14 protein-coding genes are annotated in these 18,060 nt (G+C 72.1%); 6 read left to right on the top strand and 8 right to left on the bottom strand.

The genetic code is table 11. The features are described from left to right. Positions 1-18: 18 nt before the first annotated feature. Complete coding sequence (locus ACFQ3T_RS10695) at positions 19-681, top strand: GNAT family N-acetyltransferase (RefSeq protein ID WP_380722871.1); 663 nt, start codon at positions 19-21, stop codon at positions 679-681. Here the strand turns inward: ACFQ3T_RS10695 and ACFQ3T_RS10690 are convergent. The 5 genes from ACFQ3T_RS10690 to ACFQ3T_RS10670 all read right to left on the bottom strand — a co-directional run bounded on the left by ACFQ3T_RS10690 (position 678) and on the right by ACFQ3T_RS10670 (position 7,529). Beyond that, the gene (locus ACFQ3T_RS10690; RefSeq protein WP_380722869.1) at positions 678-2,984 is read right to left on the bottom strand and encodes an ATP-binding protein; all 2,307 of its coding nucleotides are present in this window, start codon (positions 2,982-2,984) and stop codon (positions 678-680) included. The genes ACFQ3T_RS10695 and ACFQ3T_RS10690 overlap by 4 nt on opposite strands. A gap of 352 nt (positions 2,985-3,336) precedes the next feature. Continuing rightward, positions 3,337-4,281, bottom strand: coding sequence for a winged helix DNA-binding domain-containing protein (locus tag ACFQ3T_RS10685; protein ID WP_380722867.1), 945 nt, complete (start codon positions 4,279-4,281; stop codon positions 3,337-3,339). Between the two features lie 26 nt (positions 4,282-4,307). Then, on the bottom strand, positions 4,308-5,333 hold the full coding sequence (locus tag ACFQ3T_RS10680) for a LacI family DNA-binding transcriptional regulator (RefSeq protein WP_380722865.1): 1,026 nt from the start codon (positions 5,331-5,333) through the stop codon (positions 4,308-4,310). A 79-nt stretch (positions 5,334-5,412) separates the two neighbouring features. Further along, entirely contained in the window at positions 5,413-6,258 is an 846-nt protein-coding gene (locus tag ACFQ3T_RS10675) for a carbohydrate kinase family protein (RefSeq protein ID WP_380722864.1), read from the bottom strand. A gap of 179 nt (positions 6,259-6,437) precedes the next feature. Beyond that, on the bottom strand, positions 6,438-7,529 hold the full coding sequence (locus ACFQ3T_RS10670; protein WP_380722863.1) for an S-(hydroxymethyl)mycothiol dehydrogenase: 1,092 nt from the start codon (positions 7,527-7,529) through the stop codon (positions 6,438-6,440). Positions 7,530-7,900: 371 nt separating this feature from the next. Between ACFQ3T_RS10670 and ACFQ3T_RS10665 the strand changes: the two genes are divergently transcribed. Next, complete coding sequence (locus ACFQ3T_RS10665; RefSeq protein ID WP_380722897.1) at positions 7,901-9,145, top strand: MFS transporter; 1,245 nt, start codon at positions 7,901-7,903, stop codon at positions 9,143-9,145. 63 nt (positions 9,146-9,208) lie between these two features. Here ACFQ3T_RS10665 and ACFQ3T_RS10660 read toward each other — a convergent pair whose 3' ends face one another. Continuing rightward, positions 9,209-10,597, bottom strand: a complete 1,389-nt coding sequence (locus ACFQ3T_RS10660) for a KamA family radical SAM protein (RefSeq protein WP_380722862.1) — start codon at positions 10,595-10,597, stop codon at positions 9,209-9,211. Between the two features lie 108 nt (positions 10,598-10,705). On the opposite strand from ACFQ3T_RS10660, the gene ACFQ3T_RS10655 reads away from it, so the two are divergent. From ACFQ3T_RS10655 to ACFQ3T_RS10640, 4 genes are all read left to right on the top strand, one after another. Further along, positions 10,706-11,269: an FxsA family protein gene (locus ACFQ3T_RS10655; protein ID WP_380722861.1), complete on the top strand. Its 564-nt coding sequence runs from the start codon at positions 10,706-10,708 to the stop codon at positions 11,267-11,269. A gap of 74 nt (positions 11,270-11,343) precedes the next feature. Continuing rightward, positions 11,344-13,023, top strand: a complete 1,680-nt coding sequence (locus ACFQ3T_RS10650) for a hypothetical protein (RefSeq protein WP_380722860.1) — start codon at positions 11,344-11,346, stop codon at positions 13,021-13,023. Positions 13,024-13,092: 69 nt separating this feature from the next. Next, a complete protein-coding gene (locus tag ACFQ3T_RS10645) occupies positions 13,093-14,052 on the top strand; it encodes a TIGR03885 family FMN-dependent LLM class oxidoreductase (RefSeq protein WP_380722859.1) in 960 nt (319 codons plus the stop codon). Continuing rightward, the gene (locus ACFQ3T_RS10640) at positions 14,049-15,593 is read left to right on the top strand and encodes an alpha-amylase family protein (protein ID WP_380722857.1); all 1,545 of its coding nucleotides are present in this window, start codon (positions 14,049-14,051) and stop codon (positions 15,591-15,593) included. The genes ACFQ3T_RS10645 and ACFQ3T_RS10640 overlap by 4 nt, the downstream gene beginning before the upstream one ends. Here ACFQ3T_RS10640 and ACFQ3T_RS10635 read toward each other — a convergent pair. Next, positions 15,578-16,246, bottom strand: a complete 669-nt coding sequence (locus tag ACFQ3T_RS10635; protein WP_380722856.1) for a response regulator — start codon at positions 16,244-16,246, stop codon at positions 15,578-15,580. The genes ACFQ3T_RS10640 and ACFQ3T_RS10635 overlap by 16 nt on opposite strands. Continuing rightward, the gene (locus ACFQ3T_RS10630) at positions 16,243-17,814 is read right to left on the bottom strand and encodes an ATP-binding protein (protein ID WP_380722854.1); all 1,572 of its coding nucleotides are present in this window, start codon (positions 17,812-17,814) and stop codon (positions 16,243-16,245) included. The genes ACFQ3T_RS10635 and ACFQ3T_RS10630 overlap by 4 nt, the downstream gene beginning before the upstream one ends. Positions 17,815-18,060: the final 246 nt, after the last annotated feature.

Below are 18,060 nucleotides of genomic sequence, written 5' to 3'. Positions count from 1 at the left end.
GCCGCCACACTGCCGCACATGGCTGATCAACGGACCGCGCCGGTCACCGGTTTCGGCGTCAAGCCCACCCTGACCGGCGACCTGGTCGTGCTGCGCCCGGTGACGGCCGACGACGTGCCCGCGCTGATGCCGATGTTCCGGGACGCCGAGGTGGCGCGGCTGACGGGCAGCCACGGCAGCTCCGGCGGCGACGAGCCCGACCGGGCGCGGCTGCACGCCTGGTACGCCACGCGCGGCGACCAGGGCGACCGGCTGGACCTCGCAGTGGTCGAACGGGCCGGCGGTGCCGTGGTCGGCGAGGCGGTGCTCAACGCGTGGGACCGGGACAACTTGAGCTGCGGCTTCCGGATCGCCCTCGTGCCGGGCGCCGTCGGCCGCGGCCTGGGCACCGAGGCGACCCGGCTGATCCTGGGCCACGCCTTCGAGGACGTGGGCGTGCACCGCGTCTCGCTGGAGGTGTACGCCTTCAACGCGCGCGCCCGCCGCGTCTACGAGAAGGTCGGCTTCGTCGCGGAGGGCGTGCTGCGAGACGCGCTGCTGTGGCGGGGGGAGCGGGTGGACGCCGCCGTGATGTCCATCCTCCGACCGGAGTGGCAACGCCACGGCGGCCACCCGGACCGGCGGACCCGCCCGGCACACCCGGACCGGAACCGCCCGGCGCGGCGCACCCGCCCGACCTAGTCGGTCATCCCCGCCAGCAGGGTGATCAGCTGGTGCCGGTTCGTGATGTCGAGCTTGCGGTAGATGCGGGTCAGGTGGGTGTGCACGGTCGCGGGGGAGATGACGAGCCGGGTCGCGACCTCCGGGTTGGACAGCCCGTCGCCGACCAGCCGGGCCACGTTCCACTCGGCCGGGGTGAGCCCGGCCGGACGGCGGTCCGCCGGCTCCGGCGCGTCCTCGACCTGGTCGAGGACGGCGGCCAGCGCCTCGTCCACCGACTCGGCCCGGCTCGCGTAGACCCGCCGGTACTCGTCGTCACCGAGCACGGCCCTGGCCCGCGCGATGGCCTCCTCACTGGCCCGCGCGAACGGCACCAGGCCGCCGATCCGCACACCGGTCACCCGGTGCAGCCCGTGCGCGAGGCCGAGCATCCGGGCGGCGGCACGGGCGTCACCGGCCCGCGCGTGCGCCCAGCCCAGCGCCTCGATCGTCCACAGTGGACCCCACTTGTCGCGGATCTCCCGCTGCACGCGCAGACCCTCCGCCAGCACGCCCAGCGCCCGCTCCGGATCGCCCCACCGGGTCTCGACGACGCCGCAGCACCAGTGCGCCCAGCTCAGCCCCCACTGCGCGCCCAACCGCTCGCACGCCGCGTGGAACTCGTCCGCCGCCGGCTCCGCCTGCTCCCGGGAACCGAGCAGCACCAGCGACACGGTGAGCAGGATGTGCGCGAGGTGGTGGTCCACGGCGAAGTCCGGCCCGAGCGCCCCGAACTCCTCGTGCGCCTGCCGCAGCAGCTCCACGCCGTCGACGGCGCCGAGCGCCAGCACCGCGTACGCGCCGCGCACGAACGTCACCGCGGGCAGCGGCACGGCCACCTCACGTGCCAGGGCCGCCGCTTCCTCCACCCGCCGCGCGACGACCTGCCGCTCCACCCCGAGGCACAGGGCGATCCACGCGTCGAGGGCGATGGCGCTGGCGCGCAACGGGTCCGCGGTCACCGGCGCGGCGGCCAGGGCGCGGCCCAGCCACAGCCGCTCCTCGGGTAATCGACCGGCGTAGGTGTACCAGCGGGTGCGGGCCAGGTCGACGCTCATCTGCAGGCCCTCGTGCGCCGTGGCGGGCGTGCCGATCAGGTCGGCCAGCACCACCCGGTGGTTGGCCATGTCCGCGTCGACGGCCGCCAGCAGCGCGGCCTCGTTCCGCCCGGCGAACGCGCCGGCCAGCCGGGCCGCGTCACGGCGGAAGAACTCCTGGTGCCGCAGCCGGACGTCCAGCGTCTCGCCGGCGTCGCGCAGCCGGGCCGCGCCGTGCTGCCGCAACGGCTCCAGCAGGTGGAAGCGGCTGCGGTCGGCGGAGGCCAGCGCGATCGACTTGTCCAGCAGCCCGGCCAGCGCGTCGGCCACCTCGTCGGCGGGCAGCCCGTCACCCGAGCACACGGCCTCCGCCGCGGGCAGGCTGAACCCGCCCTCGAACACCGACAACCGCGCCCACAGCAGGCGTTCCGCGGGCGTGCAGTGGGCGTGGCTCCAGTCGATCAGGGCGGCCATGGTCTGGTGGTGCTCGACCGCCGTGGTGTCGTTCGCGGTCAGCACGCGCATGACGTCGTCCAGCCGGTCGGCCAGCAGCGACACCGGCATGGACCGCATCCGCACGACCGCCTGCTCGATGGCCAGCGGGATGCCCGCGACGCGGCGCAGCACGCGCACCACGTCCGGCCAGTTCTCCGGCGTGACCCGCCAGCCGGGCACGCTCGCCTCGGCCCGGTCCACGAGCAGCGCGACGGACTCGTAGTCGAGGTCCATCGGCGCGTCCTCGGCGGGCACGTCCAGCGGCGGCACCACGACCAGCACCTCGCCGGGCACGCGCAGCCGGGCGCGGCTCGTGGCCAGGACGCGCACGCCGGGCGCCGCGCCGAGCACCGCGCCGACCAGGTTCGCCACCGGCACCCGCGGGTGCTCGCAGTTGTCCAGCACCAGCAGCACGCGCCGCGGCGCGAGGTAGTCGACCAGCGTCTCCAACGGCGTCGTCGTGGCCTGGTCCGGCACGCCCACGGCGCTGGACACCACCTGCGCCAGCAACTCCGGGTCGCCGCCGCGCGCGGACGCCAGCTCCACGACGCGCACGCCGTCGTCGTAGGCGCGGTGCACCTGCGCGGCCAGCTCCAGCGCCAGCCGCGTCTTGCCGCCGCCGCCGACACCGGTCAGCGTGATGAGCGGCGCGACGCCGATCCGCTTGCGCAGCTCGGCGAGCAGCTCCTTCCGGCCGACGAACGAACTGAGCGCCCGCGGCACTCCTCCGCCTCCCGCTGCCCGCTCGGTCATCGGCACACCGTACGACACGTGCCCGTCCGATCACGGTGAGATCCACGAAGCGACACCCGCGCGGCCCAGCCCGCAAAAAGTTGCGACGATTCCTCGCGGTCGAGGCTCCTCAGAGGACTTGCGGCTGATCAGCCCGGGTCTGGCCTGCAACTACTTGCACGCCCTTGCGCAATGATGCGCGACCAGAGCGGCCATGCGATCAAGATCACCACGCCTGACCTTCTTATTGGCAGCCACGGTGAGCGGGGCCGGGGCCGCACCCACCAGCGCCGCCGAGAACCTCCGAACCCTAACCAGCGCAGGCAGGCGGCGTGCCGATCCCCACCGCCCGCCGCCGGGCACCACCGCCGGGTCACGCCCAGGCCAGCACCGACTCCACCTCGAAGTCCAGCTCTGACACCGGGATGTGGCCGAACTGCTCCACCACGATCCGCCCCTCACGACGACGCCACGCGCCGCGCACCTCGCCGTCCACCACGACGTGCGGCATCGGCGCCCCGCCCGCGGCCTGCACCAGCGGCGCGTGCGCCGGGTCCAGCAGCAGCTCCCGGTCCCTGTAGCCGAGCAGGAACGTGTCGAACGGCCCGAGCAGCCGGACCGTGCCGTCGAGGTCGGCGGCATCCGCCAGGGGCAGCCGCCAGCCGTGCGGCCCTTCCACCAGCTCGTCGAACGGGAACCCGGCCCGCACGTCGTCCTCGGGCAGCCCGCTCCACGAGGTGAAGTCGTCGACCGTGGCGGGCCCATAGGCGCGCAGGTAGCGGCGGGCCAGCTCGGCGACGCCGGGCAGCTCGCCGTCACGGCGGGGGAGGAGGCGGTAGGTCGACTCGCCCGCGCACACCACGCCCCGGTTCGCGGCGTAGGCCAGCAGGTAGGCCGGCGCGGGGGAGTCGGGGTCGAGCGCCACGCCGACGTCGGCGAGGCGGGTGACGAGCTGCGGCTTGGCCAGGGGTTCCGTCAGCACCTCCCGCAGGGCGTCGACGGCCCGCGCGCACACGTCGTCGGTGAGGCCCAGTTCGAGCCGCCGGCACCGGGTGCGGGCGATGTTGGCCGGCCCGAGCAGCGCCACCACCCAGTCCACGTCCTCGCGGCGCAGCAGGTGCACCGCGCCCCGCATGGCGCAGGTCCGCACGACGTCACCGCGGTCGAGCGCGGCACGCAGGTCGGCCGACGTGATGCCGGTGGTGCGGGCCCGCACGGCGAGGCCGGCGGCCGTCACGTCCTGCGCCTGCACGGCGAGCACGTCGTGCAGCAGCTCGGGCAGCGAGCGGGCAGGCGTCGTCAGGCGTTGCGCCCGCATGCGCAGCGCCCTCGCCCGACCGGGGGTCACCTCGGCCCCGCGCCCGTCGAGCCGCGCACCACGAGCTCGGGCAGGAAGACGAACTCCGCGTGCGGCGCGGGCGTGCCGCCGATCTCCTCCAGCAGCGCGTTGACCGCGGCCTGGCCCATCGCCTCGACGGGCTGGCGCAGCGTGGTCAGGGGAGGGTCGGCGAACACGATGAGCGGCGAGTCGTCGAACCCCACCACGGACACGTCCTGCGGCACGCTCAGCCCGCGCTGCCGGGCCGCCCGGATCGCGCCGAACGCCATGAGGTCGCTGCCGCACACGATGGCCGTGCAGCCCTTGTCCAGCAGCGCCGCCGCCGCGGACTGGCCGCCTTCCACCGTGAACAGCGAGTGCCGCACCAGCTCCTCGGCCTGTTCCGCGGTGTAGGGGAGGACCGTGCGCATTTGCTGCACGAACCCCTCGATCTTGCGCAGCACCGGCACGAACCGCCGCGGCCCGACGGCCAGGCCGATGCGCTCGTGGCCCAGCTCCACCAGGTGCGACACGGCGAGCCGCATGGCGGCGCGGTCGTCGGTCGACATGAACGGCGCGGACACCTTCTCCGTGTAGCCGTTGATCATGACGAACGGGATGCCGCGGCCGGCGAGCTTGGTGTAGCGGTCCATGTCGGCCGTCGAGTCCGCGTGCAGGCCCGACACGAACACGATCCCGGCCACGCCCCGGTCCACCAGCATCTCGGTCAGCTGGTCCTCGGTCGCGCCGCCGGGCGTCTGGGTGCACAGCAGCGGCGTGTAGCCCGCGCTGGTCAGCACCTGCTCCACGACCTGCGCGAGGGCGGGGAAGATCGGGTTCGACAGCTCGGGGGTGATCAGCCCGATGAGCCCTGCGCTGCGCTGGCGCAGGCGGGGCGGGCGTTCGTAGCCGAGCAGGTCCATCGCGGCGACGACCGCCTGGCGGGTCGCGCTGGACACGCCGGCCTTGCCGTTGAGCACCCGGCTGACCGTCGCCTCGCTGACGCCTGCCTGCGCGGCGATGTCGCTCAACCGGGCGGTCACGCCGTCCATGTGGGTCCTCTCCGTCGACGGCGACAGGGGGCACCCAGAATGAAAGACCTTGCAAAGCCTTTCAGCAAGCCCTTGACGGTCACAGGTCCGGCGCGAGTCCTGTCGAGCCGAGGCAGCGGGCCGCCTGACGGGCGCCGGCCGCCATCGCGGTGGCCGCGTCCGCGCCGCCGAGGTGGGCGACCAGGAAGCCCGAGAAGAACGCGTCGCCCGCGCCGTTGGTGTCGACGATCTCGTCGACCGGCGCGGCGGCCACCCGTTCCACCGCGCCGTCGGCCACGAGCACCGCGCCGTCCGCGCCGAGCGTGGCCACCGCTGGCTTGCCCAGCGACTTCAGGAACGTCAGCAGCGCGTCGCGGTCGGCGAACCCGTCGTCGTTGAGGAACACGTGGTCGGCGGCGTGCAGGAAGTCGCGGTGGAACTCCGCGACGCCGTCGTAGTCGTGCAGGTCGCACCACACCGGCACGCCGGCGTCGCGGGCCGCGGCCAGCAGGGGACGGGCGTGGTCGGCGAGGTCGATCACCGCCGCGTCGGCCGCCGCCAACGCCGCGAGCGCCCGCTCATGGTGCCTGGGCCGGGACAGGACCGGCAGTTCCAGGTAGATCGACAGGCGGCCGCCGTGCGGGTCCATCAGGTTGAGGTGCTGCTCGGTGGCGCCCTCGGCCTGCTCGGCGATCACCTCCACCCCGGCCCGGCCGAGCACGTCGAGCACCGCGCGGCCGGCCTCGTCGTCGCCGACGACGGTCCGCAGCGTCACGTCCGCGCCGAGGGAGGCGAGGTTCAGCGCCTTGCCGGCCGACGTGCCGCCGACCGCGGTGCGGTGGCCGGAGGCGAACACGGTGTGCGGCCGGGGGTCCGGCAACCGGTCCACCAGCACCAGTCGGTTCCACGACACCGGCCCCGCGACGAACACCTTCGGCTTCCGCATGCGGCCGATTGTGCGGGGTGATCGAAGCAGGGGAGAGGTGTAAGTCGTCTCTATAGCTTCAGTGTTGACTAAAAGAAACCCCAACCCAGTGGTCGCGTCCACCAAACCCCAAAAAACAGCAAGGAGCCCCGACAGGACCGGAGCTCCTGTGAGGTCACGGGCCTCAGGGCCTTAGGGCCTCAGTCGAAGACGACCACGCTGCGCAGCACGTCGCCGCGGCGCATGGTGTCGAACGCGTCGTCCACGCCGGCGAGTGGGATGCGCTCGGTGACGAACCGGTCCAGCGGCAGCCTGCCCTGGAGGTGGAGGTCGACCAGGGCGGGGAAGTCGCGGGACGGCAGGCAGTCGCCGTACCAGCTGGTCTTGTAGGTGCCGTTGCGCAGGAACGCGTCGAGGAGCGGCATCTCCAGGCGCATGTCGGAGTCGGGCCGGGCGACCAGGACGAACGTGCCGCCGAGGGCTCGGGCGTAGAAGCCCTGCCGCCACGTCTCGGGGGACCCGGCCGCGTCGATCACGACGTCGGCGCCGAGGCCGTCGGTCAGGTCGCGGATGGCGGTGACGACGTCGTCGGCGAGGCGGGCGTCGATGACGTGGGTCGCGCCGAAGTCGGTGGCGTGCTTGAGCTTCCGGTCGTCGATGTCGACGGCGATGATCCGGGTGGCGCCGGCGAGCTTCGCGCCGGCCACGGCCGCGGAGCCGACGCCGCCGACGCCGATGACGGCCACCGTGTCGCCGACGGTGACGCCGCCGGTGTTCAGGGCTGCCCCGAGGCCGGACATCACGCCGCATCCGAGCAGTCCGGCGGCGGCGGGGTCCACCTCGGGGGAGACGGGGGTGCACTGGCCGCTGTGGACGAGGGTGAGCTCGGTGAACGCGCCGATGCCGAGGGCGGCGGTGAGGGGTCGGCCGTCGGCGAGGGTCATCCGCTGGGTGGCGGTGAAGTCGTCGACGCAGGCGGTGGGTCGGCCGCGGCGGCAGGCGCGGCAGCGTCCGCAGACGGCGCGCCAGTTGAGGATGACGAAGTCGCCGGGTGCGACGTTGTGGACGCCTTCGCCGATCTGCTCGACGACGCCGGAGGCTTCGTGGCCGAGGAGGTAGGGGTAGGTGTTGCCGATGACGCCGTCGCGGTAGTGGAGGTCGGTGTGGCAGACGCCGGAGGCGCGGACCCGGACGGTGACCTCGCCGGGGCCGGGGTCGGGGACGATGATGTCCCGCACCTCGACCGGTCTGCCCTCGTCGAGTGCGACTGCTGCCTTGACGGTCTGGGGCATGGGTTTGCCGGCTCCTGTTCTGCGCGACTGCGAAGGTGGTGGTGGGTGGGGGTTCGCGGGCCGGGTGGTGGTCGGGCGGACCTCCGCGCCGGTGCGGGCTGAGGATATTCGAGTGGGCGTGGTGGGCCGTGCCGGCGGGGTGGGTGGGCCATTGGGCGGTCCGGGTGGGCCGTTTGCCTGATCGGATTTCCTGATGGGTTCGCGCTGTGTGGCCTATGGCGTGGTGGGGTGTGGTGAACGGAGTGTCGGCATCCCGCTGTTGTGGGCTGTTCACGGGGTGAAGTGGTCGGGCAGGATGGGCCGCCGTGTCGGCCGTGCGCCGGCCGTCGGTGGGGGACCACCCGAGTGGAGCTGGGGAGAAGTTGAGCACCGTGTCGAAGGCGTCGGCGGGTATCACCGCGTTCGTGTTGTTCGCGACGACCGTGAGTTTTCTGATTTCCATGGCGGGGTCGTCGCTGAAGAGCACCGTGCAGGTGTTGTTCCTGCCGATCGCGGACGGTTTCGACGTGAACCGGGGGACGTTGGCGGTCGGCACCACGTTGTTCGCGGTGGTGACGGCGTTGGCGTCGTCGGCGGTCGGGCACCTGGCGGACCGGATCGGCGCGGTGCCGGTGTTGGCGATCGGCGCGGCGACGACGGGTGGCGTGCTGGTGGTGTGCGCGTTGGCCACCGACATCTGGGTGTTCGTGGTGGCTTACGGCGTGTTGGGCGCGATCGGGTGCACGATGTTGTCGTTCGTGCCGTTGGGCGTGTTGGCCGATCAGTTGTTCCAGGGTCGGAACGCGGGTGTGTTGTACGCGGTGCTGACGAATGGCGCGGCGGTCGGGTTCATCGTGCTGGTGCCGTTGTGGACGTTCCTGGGCGAGTCGATGTCGTGGGAGCGGATCCTGTTGGGGACCGGCGTGGTGTTCCTGGCGGTGTTGTTGCCGTTGTCGTTGGTGTTGGTGAAGTACTCGGCGCGGCAGTCGTCGCGGCCGGCGCCGTCGGAGCACGGTTTCTGGGAGGGGATCGGGGGGACGTTCCGGAACAAGCGGGTGCGGGGGTTGATCCTGCCGTTCTTCGCGTGCGGGACGACGATGGCGTTCATCGATGTGCACTTGTTCCCGCACATGCACGACCACGGGGTGACGGCGACGACGAGTTCGTTGTCGTTCGTGTTGTTGGGCAGTTTGGAGATCGTGGGTTCGTTGATCGCGGGCCGGTTGTGCGACAAGGGGCGGATCCGGGCGACGTTGATGGGCGCCTACTTGTTGCGGGCCGGGTCGATGGTGTTGTTGCCGTTCTTCTCGTCGGACTTCATGGTGCTGGCGTTCGGCGCGTTGTTCGGCGCGAGCTACCTGGCGACGGTGGTGGCGACGACGATGTGGATCACGAAGATCCTGCCGCGGGGGCAGAAGGGCACGGCGATCGGTGTGCTGTGGGCGCTGCACATGGTGGCTGTGGCGGCGAGCAGTCAGGTGGGCGCGATGTTGGCGGACCTGTTCCACAGCTATCTGCCGATGATCGTGGCGAGTGTGGTGCTGACGGCGGGTGCGGCGTTGTTGGTGGCGTTGCAGCCTGATCCGGACGCGGTGGTGGAGGCGGAGCGGGTGTCGGACCCGGTGGAGTCGGTCTGACGTTCGGGGTCTGGCGTTCGGGGTGTGGCGGGAGGTTGTGCGGTTTCCGCCACACCCCGTGGTTCACGCCTGGTCGGACCACCATTGGCGGCCGGTGTCGCCGAGGGTGCTGATCGGGTCGTAGTAGGGGTAGCGGCGGTTGAGGGCTTCGGGGTCGTCGAGTTCGATGCCGGTGCGGTAGTTCTTGGTCCAGTAGGAGATGCCGAGTTCGCGGTCGTACTCGTGGAGTTGGTGGACCCAGCGCTTGCCGACGTAGGGGACGTCGCAGACGATGCGGGGTGTGGCGTAGCCGGGGAGGTATCCCATGATGGCGTGTTGGAGTTCTTGGGCTTCCCAGACGGCGACGCGCCAGTGCTCGGCGTTGGGGATCATGTCGCACATGTAGAAGTAGTACGGCAGGATGTTCGCTTCGCCTTGGAGTGCGAAGCAGAGGTCGAGCAGGTCGTCCGGGGTGGCGTTGACGCCTTTCATGAGGACGCCTTGGTTGCGGACGTCGCGGACGCCGACTTCGAGGGCGGTGCGGGCGGCTTCGGCGACGAGTGGTGTGACGGTTTGCGCGTGGTTGACGTGGGTGTGGATGGCGAGGTTGACGCCGCGTCGGCCGGCGGTGCGGGCGACGCGTTCGAGTCCTTCGACGACCTTGGGCTGGAGCCAGTGCTGGGGTAGTCCGGCGAGGGCTTTGGTGGCGAGTCGGATGTCGCGCACGGTGTCGATGTCGAGCAGGCGCATGAGGAACGACTCGAGTTGGGGCCAGGGGACGTTGGCGACGTCGCCGCCGGAGACGACGACGTCGCGCACGCCGGGGGTGCGCTTGAGGTAGTCGATCATCTGGTCTTGGCGGTCGACTGGTTTGAGCGCGAGTTTGTGCTTCTGCACCTGGGGGGTGGAGTTGCCGACGAGGTCCATGCGGGTGCAGTGGCCGCAGTACTGGGGGCAGGTGGAGACGAGTTCGGCGAGGACTTTGGTGGGGTAGCGGTGGGTGAGTCCTTCGACGACCCACATCTCGGCCTCGTGGAGCGAGTCGCGGGCGGAGTGGGGGTGGCTGGGCCAGTCGGGGTCGCGGTCGCTGTGGACGGGGATCATGTAGCGCCGGATGGGGTCGGCGAGGAAGGCCGTGGTGAAGCTCTCGGGGTCGAGGGGGGCGGTGGGCGCCATGGTGTTGATCATCTGGGGTGGCACCAGCATGGACATGGTGGCCGAGTGCTGCTGGTCGGCGGTGAGGTCTTCGTAGAAGCGGTCGGTGAGCAGGTCGCCCATGAGGGTGCGGAGCTGTTTGAGGTTCTTGACGCAGTTGACGCGTTGCCATTGGGCGTCGCGCCACTGGGTGTCGGTGACGTCGCGCCAGCCGGGGAAGCGGCGCCAGTCGGGTTCGACGAGTTCGCGGCGCTCGTAGGTGTAGGGCTGGAGGTCAGCCCGGTGCGTCGTGGGTGTGACCTCGTGCAGCGCAGTCATCCATGCTCCCAACCCGTTGAGTGGCGTGAAGATATGCTGCCAGATGACCTGTTGGACGTAAATATTTCGGCGGGGAGCGTTTGAGGCGTCCGCTGCGTTGAGGTGGGTATGCGCGTGTTGGCGGTACTGCTCATCGGCCTCGCGGTCGAGGTCACGGCCCTGGTGGCGGCGTTCGACGCCTGGGGTCTGCTCCCGACCCTGGGTCTGCTGGTCCTGGGCGCGGTGGTGGGCTCGGCGCTGATGCGCCGGGAGGGCGCGCGGACGATGGGCGCGTTCTCGGAGGCGTTGCGGGCGCGGCGCGCGCCGCACCAGGAGATCGCGGACGGGGTGCTGATCGCGGCGGCGGGGTTCCTGATCGTCGTGCCGGGGTTCGTGAGCGATGTGGCGGGTCTGTTCCTGCTGTTCCCTCCGACGCGGCGGTTGATCAGCCGGCGGATGGCGCGGCGGGCGGAGGAGCGGGAGCGGGCGATGGTGTTGAACGTCCGCTACGGGCGTGACCCGATGGCCGGTGGTGTGGTGGTGGACGGCGCCGTCGTGGACGGCGCGGTGGTGGACGGCCCGGTGGTCGACGGTGGCGTGGTCGGCGGCGCGGTGGTGGACGGCGCCGTGGTGGACGGCGCCGTGGTGGACGCGCGGTCGCGGCAGCGGCGGGAGCCCCGCGAGTTGCCGTGACCGTTTCGGCGGCCACGGCGCGGGAGTTCGCCGCTAGCCTGTCCCTTCCCCGTTGATCTCCGGAAGGGGCGACCGTGGCCACCCTGTACCGCGCGATGTGGAACGACGACCGGCCGAGCCTGGTGGACGACGTGCGGCGCACCGTCCTGGAGTGGGTGGACTTCAAGAGCGGTGGCCAGGTCGAGCGGCTGCTGGGCTCGGGGAGCACCAAGGACGGCGCGATGCGCCTGAAGGTCGAGCACGAGCAGGACCACCGCGACGGCGCGTCGGTGCGCTCGGCGCTGCGGGTGTCGTTCGTGGAGTCGCAGGAGAACGGGTCGCAGTGGATCATGAGGGTGCGCGGCTGGGTGTGCTCGCGTGATGACGGTCCGGGCACGGACGGGTGGCTGTGGACCGATGTCGACGCGGTGAGCCACGACTCGCTGGACGGCGTGACGATCGCCGCGCCGCGGTTCGTGCGCTCGCTGCTGGCGGAGGGCGGTCGACCGCGGCGGGGTGACGTGCCGTTGTCGGCGTCGGTGTTGTCGTTCGAGGGTGATTCGGGCGCCGAGGCGCTGGCGGAGCTGGTGACGGACGTGCGGCGGGACGTGCCGGTCGTCGTGTTCGCGCCGTTGCCGCCGGGGTTCCACCACGTGGGGCTGCCTCCGGGGGTCACCGCGCACCTGCAGTTCGAGCGGGTGGTGGAGCGAGCGTCGGCGATGGTGGCGGGGATGGCCGCGGTGTGCCGCCTGGACGAGGCGGGGATGGTGGCGTTCGGGTCGATCGTCGGGCCGGAGCACGGCGTGCGGGATGGCGCGTTCCGGATCTACCTGCCGGACATGGATCCGGCGGTCGACGAGCCGTGGCGTCACCGGTACACGGTGCCGGCGCGGTTCCTCCGGTACCGGGAGGGTGCGGGCGGGATCATCAGCCGGGCGATCTCGCGGCGTGCGGGCGCGCGTCGGGCGCCGGCGAGTTACGAGGTGGCGGCGCGGTTCCTGGATTCGGTGAAGGAGGCCGTGCCGGCGGACGCGGCGCAGTTGTTGGAGATGTACGAGGAGGAGAACGCCGAGCTGCGCGGCCAGGTGGCGACCCAGGACCACCGGTACCAGGACTTGTTGGAGGACCACGAGCTGTTGGAGAGCGAGCACGCCCGGTTGCGGGCGGAGTTGGCGACGGCGCGTCGGAAGCTCGCGCTGGTGGAGCCGCGGTTGTGGGAGGAGCGGCCGGCGGAGGTGTTGGCGGTGGTGGCCGCGACGCCGCCGGACCACGCGGACTCGCCGGGTGAGGCGGCGCGGTTGGCGCAGACCCACCTGGGCGTCCACCTGCGGGTGCCGGACGGCGCGCTCGTGGACCTGGATCTGATCGACAACGCGGTCGAGTCGCGGGCGTGGGGGCAGACGGCGTGGCGGGCGTTCCTGGCGCTGCACGCCTACGGGGAGGCGTTGCGGGACGCCGAGCACGATCCGGGGTCGTTCTGGACGTGGTGCGAGAACTCGGGGCACCCGCACGCGTGGACGGCGACGCCGAAGAAGTTGGCGATGGGGGAGAGCGAGTCGGTGCGGTCGTCGGCGAAGCTGCGCCGGAAGCGGATCTTCGAGGTGGACCGGTCGGTGGACGCGTCGGGTCGGATGTTCATGGAGATGCACATCAAGATCGCCGAGGGCGGCGGGATGCTCGCTCCGCGGATCTACTTCGTGCCCGTGCGTGATCAGGGGAAGGTGCACGTGGGGTACTTCGGTCCGCACAAGAACGTGCCGAACACGCTGGCCTGACGGGTCGGGCGCCCGCCGTCCGGGGGTGGCCGAGGTGTCAGATCCGGGTGTCTGGGTACGTGAGACGGCATGACCGTCATCGGTGTGCACGCTTCACACGAGCAGGTTCACCCGTCCGCGTTGCTGGCCGCGGTGCGTCGGGCGGAGGAGGTCGGGTTCGACGCGGCGATGAGCTCGGACCACTTCTCGCCGTGGAGCGCCCGTCAGGGGCAGTCGGCGTTCGCGTGGTCGTGGCTGGGCGCGGCGATGCAGGCGACGGGGGTGCCGTTCGGCGTGGTGAACGCGCCGGGGCAGCGGTACCACCCGGCGATCATCGCGCAGGCGATCGGCACGTTGGGGGCGATGTTCCCGGGCCGTTTCTGGGCGGCGCTGGGCAGCGGTGAGGCGAGCAACGAGCACATCACCGGTGATCCGTGGCCGCGCAAGGACGTGCGGAACGCGCGGTTGCGGGAGTGCGTGGACGTGATCCGGGCGTTGCTGGCGGGGGAGGAGGTCACGCACGACGGCCTGGTGCGGGTGGACCGGGCGCGGTTGTGGACGAGGCCGGAGGAGCCGCCGCCGCTGGTGGGCGCGGCGGTGAGCGAGGCGACGGCGCGGTGGTGCGCGGAGTGGTCGGACGGGCTGATCACGGTGAACGCGCCGGCGGAGCAGCTCAAGCGGATGGTCGGCGCCTATCGGGACGCGGGCGGCCGGGGGCCGCTGTACCTGCAGGTGCACCTGAGCTGGGCGGAGTCGGAGGACGAGGCGCGGGCGTTGGCGCACGAGCAGTGGCGCAGCAACGTGTTCGGTCCGCCGGTGTGCTGGGACCTGGAGACGGCGGAGCACTTCGACGTGGTGTCGCAGGACGTGACGGTGGAGCAGGTGGCGCGGGTGGTGAACGTGTCGGCGGACCTGGGGCGGCACGTGGCGGTGCTGCGGGAGTACGTCGACCTGGGGTTCGACGGGTTGTTCCTGCACCACGTGGGTCGTGAGCAGGAGGCTTTCCTGGAGGCGTTCGGCGCGCGGGTGCTGCCGGAGGTGCGGGCGTGAAGCTGACGAGGACCGCGGACCTGTGGTGGAAGAACGCCGTCGTGTACTGCCTGGACGTGGAGACGTTCCACGACTCCGACGGCAGCGGGTGCGGTGATTTCCGGGGTGCGGCGCAGCGGATCGACCACCTGCACCGGTTGGGTGTGACGTGCGTGTGGTTGATGCCGTTCTTCCCGACGCCGGAGCGGGACGACGGGTACGACATCACCGACTTCTACGGGGTGGACCCGCGGCTGGGGACGTTGGGCGATTTCGTGGAGTTCGTGCGCACGGCCCGCGACCGCGGCATCCGGGTGATCGCGGACCTGGTGGTGAACCACACGTCGGACCAGCACCCGTGGTTCCAGAGCGCGCGGGACCCGGAGTCGCCGTTCCACGACTGGTACGTGTGGCGGGACCAGCCGCCGCCGGACGCGGAGAAGGGCGTGGTGTTCCCCGACAAGGAGAAGTCGCTGTGGACCTACGACCGGAAGGCGAAGAAGTACTACCTGCACCGGTTCTACAAGCACCAGCCCGACCTGAACGTGGCGAACCCGAAGGTGCGCGACGAGATCGCGCGGGTGATGGGGTTCTGGATGGAGCTGGGGCTGTCGGGGTTCCGGGTGGACGCGGTGCCGTTCCTGCTGGAGGCGCCGGTGGAGGAGCTGCCGGACCCGCACGACTACCTGGGCGACCTGCGGGCGTTCCTGTCGCGCCGCAACGGCGAGGCGGTGCTGCTGGGCGAGGTGAACCTGCCGTACGCGGAGACGATGAAGTTCTTCGGGCAGAGCGACGGGGTGGGTGACGAGCTGCACCTGTGCTTCGACTTCATCGGCATGCAGCAGATGTACCTGTCGTTGGCGCGGCAGGACGCGGGGCCGTTGACGCACGCGTTGACGGAGCGGCCGGAGCCGCCGCGGGACTGCCACTGGGCGACGTTCGTGCGCAACCACGACGAGCTGACGTTGGACAAGTTGACCGTGCCGGAGCGGCAGGAGGTGTTCGACGCGTTCGGCCCGGACGAGGACATGCAGCTGTACGGGCGGGGTCTGCGGCGTCGGCTGCCGGGGATGCTGGGGCACGACATGCGGCGGATCAGGATGGTGTACAGCCTGCTGTTCTCGCTGCCGGGCACGCCGGTGCTGTTCTACGGGGAGGAGGTCGGCATGACCGAGGACCTGTCCGTGGAGGGCCGGGAGGCGGTGCGGACGCCGATGTGGTGGGACGCGGTGGCGGAGCAGCGGCGCGACCCGGAGTCGTTGCTGGCGTGGACGCGGTTGCTGGTCGAGCGGTACCGGGAGTGCCCGGAGCTGGCGTGGGGCACGTTCAAGGTGATGGACACGGCGGATTCGGCGGTGTTCGCGCACCGGTGCGACATCGACGGCGGCACGGTCGTCGCGGTGCACAACCTCGCCGACCGGGACATCGAGGTGGAGCTGTCCGATCTGGACGGTGAGCTGACCGATGTGCTGGTGGACGGGACGGTGCCGGTGAAGGACGGCAAGGCGCGGGTGGAGCTGGGCCCGTACGACTGCCGGTGGTTCCGTCAGGTGAGCCGGTAGCCGTGCGCGGGCCGGTTGGCCATGCCGTAGCGGGGGAGGACCTCGGCCTTGCCGACGGTGACGAGGTGTTCGAGGTAGCGGCGGGCGCTGACGCGGGACAGCCCGGCGCGATCGCCGACCTCCTGGGCGGACAGGTCGGTGTCGCTGCCGCGCAGGGCGTCGACGACGAGCCTCAGCGTCACCGGTGACAGGCCCTTGGGCAGGGCGGCTCGGGGCCGGTGCTGGAGGAGCTGGTCGACCTCGTCCTGGTCGAGCCACGGGCCGAGGCGCTGGACCTCGGCGCGGCGGGCGAGGTATTCGCGCATGCGGTCGAGGAACGCGGCGCGGGTGAACGGTTTGACGAGGTAGTGGTCGACGCCGCGGGACATGGCCTGGCGGACGGTGTCGCGTTCGCGGGCGGCGGTCACGGCGATCACGTCGACCGGCGGGCCGGGTCGGGCCCGCAGCCGCGCCAGCACCTCCAGGCCGGACATGTCGGGCAGGTGGATGTCGAGCAGCACGAGGTCGGGGCGCAGGGCCTCGACGGCGCGCAGCGCCTCGCCGCCGCCGTGGGCCTCGCCGACGACGGTGAAGTCGGGCAGGGCGTCGAGGAAACCGCGGTGGACGGCGGCGACGGCGAAGTCGTCGTCCACGACGAGGGTGCGGACGGTCATCGGGCGGCCTCCGGCAGCCACACGTCGAACGACGCGCCGCCGAGTTCGGACTCCGTGACGCGGACCCGGCCGCTGCGGCGGGTGACCACGCGGGACACCAGGGCCAGGCCGATGCCGCGGCCGTGCGCGCCGCGGGGCGCTTTGGAGCTGACGCCGAGGGTGAAGATGCGGGCGCGGTCGGACTCGTCGACGCCCGGTCCGTCGTCGTCCACGACGACCCGCACGCCGCGCGGTTCGGTGCGGACGAGGACGCGGACGGTGCCGCCGGCGGTGACCGCGTCCACGGCGTTGTCGACCAGGTTGCCCAGGACGGTGAGCGCGTCGTCGCCGGTGCGGGCGTCGACTGCGGTGGCGGGGTCGAGGCGCAGGGCGACGCCGCGTTCGTGGGCGGTCGACGACTTGGCGAGCAGCAGCGCGGCGAGGGCGGGGTCGGTCATGGCGCCGCCGATGATGTCGGAGGTGACCGAGCCGGTGCCGCCGACGCGTTCGATGTAGCGGACGGCGTCCTCGCGGCGGTCGAGTTCGACCAGGCCGCCGATGACGTGCAGGTGGTTGGTGAACTCGTGGGCCTGGGCGCGGAGGACCTCGGTGACGGTGCGCTGCCCGTCGAGTTCGCGCAGCGCGTCGTGCAGCTCGGTGCGGTCGCGGAGGGTGAGGACGACGCCCACGGGGCGGCCGCGGGTCTTGGCGGTGGTGCGGTTGGCGACCAGGACGCGTTCGCCGGCCAGGACGAGCCGGTCGGTGACGTCGTCGGGGTCGCGGACGAGGTCGAGCAGGCCGCCGGCCTCCAGGACGGCGGCGGCGGGCCGGCCGGTGGGGTCGTCGGCGAGGTCGAGCAGCCGCATCGCCTCGTCGTTGACGAGCACGAGGCGTTCCCGGTCGTCCACGGCGACGACGCCCTCGCGGATGCCGTGCAGCATGGCGTGCCGGGTTTCGAGGAGCTGCGCGATCTCGTCCGGTTCGAGGCTGAACGTGCGGGTCCGCACCATGCGGGTGACCAGGGCCGCGCCGAGGACGCCGACCAGGGCGGCGGCGGCGAGCCAGCCGATCAGCTCCGGCAGGTCCTCGGCGAGGTCCGCGGCGAGCTGGCTCTCCAGGATGCCGACCGACGCCATGCCGATGATGTCGCCGGCGGGGGAGCGGATGGGGACCTTCGCGCGCAGCGACGTGCCCAGCGTGCCCGTCTCGGTGCCGACGAACACCTGCCCGGCCAGGGCCGTGCGGGGGTCGGTGGACACCTTCTCGCCGATGCGCGCCGGGTCCGGGTGGGCGTAGCGGACGCCGTCGCGGTCGGTGACGACGACGTAGGTGACGTCGGACGCCTTGCGGAGCAGCTCGGCCAGCGGCTGGATCGTCGCCGCCGGGTCGGGGGAGGTGAACGCGTCCACGACCGTGGGCAGGCGGGCGACGCTCTCGGCGACCGACAGCATCCGGTCCTTGTAGGCCTCGCGGATGCGGTCGCTCTGCATCTTCGCCGCCAGCAGCCCCGCCGCGCACGTCGTGGCCAGCACGATGACCACCTGCAACACGAGCAGGCTGACACCGAGGGGCACCGTGCGGCGACGCATGGCAGGCATTCTGGCCCACCTCGCGAGGGGGCGGCCATGACCTAAACGACCAATACGGCCCTTACGACCGTTGCCCCCTGCCGCGGCGGCGGCGCTCCTAGCGTTCCCGGCCACCGGAGCGACGGCGCTCCGGGTGGAACGTGGAGGACCCGATGGCAGGACAGCGCATCCGACTTCTCACGGCGGCGGCCGCCGCGGGCCTGGTGCTCGCGGGCTGCGGCGCCGGTGGCGGCGCGGGCGGGGTGT

Source organism: Saccharothrix hoggarensis, from assembly GCF_042678885.1.
GTDB lineage: Bacteria > Actinomycetota > Actinomycetes > Mycobacteriales > Pseudonocardiaceae > Actinosynnema > Actinosynnema hoggarensis.
Note: the sequence above shows the minus strand (reverse complement) of the source record. Positions and strands in the feature narration are given on the sequence as shown.